The 472-nt window shown below is 31.1% G+C and carries 1 protein-coding gene; it reads right to left on the bottom strand.

Annotated elements, in window-relative coordinates; all coding sequences use genetic code 11:
- On the bottom strand, positions 1-472 hold a 472-nt coding region (locus KJR01_RS09730), incomplete at both ends, for a ClpB D2-like domain containing protein (protein WP_214119036.1).

Below are 472 nucleotides of genomic sequence, written 5' to 3' on the forward strand. Positions count from 1 at the left end.
TGATAATGCTATCATTTTCATGAAGTTCATCAGCAAGTATCATATCGCTTAATTTATCTTCTATAAGATCATAAATAGCTCTTCTTAAAGGTCTAGCACCAAAATCAGGGTCAAAACCATCTTTAGCGATTAAAAGGGCTGCATTTTCGCTTAAACTTGCTTTTATTCCCTTGTTTTCTAAGCTCATTTGTAAATCTTTAAATAAAAGCTTGACTATTTCATAAGCTTCATCTTTTCCAAGTGGATTAAAGGTGATAATATCATCTAAACGGTTTAAAAACTCAGGTTTAAAGAAATTTTTTAACTCATTTTTTACCGCATCTTCTTGTTCTTTTCCACTTAAATTCATAATGGCACTTGAGGCGATATTAGAAGTTAGAATGATAATGGTATTTTTAAAATCCACTGTTACACCTTTGCTATCGGTTGCTCTACCATCATCTAAAATCCCTAAAAGCACATTAAATACATC

This window comes from Campylobacter sp. 2018MI10, from assembly GCF_018501175.1.
Lineage (GTDB): Bacteria > Campylobacterota > Campylobacteria > Campylobacterales > Campylobacteraceae > Campylobacter_E.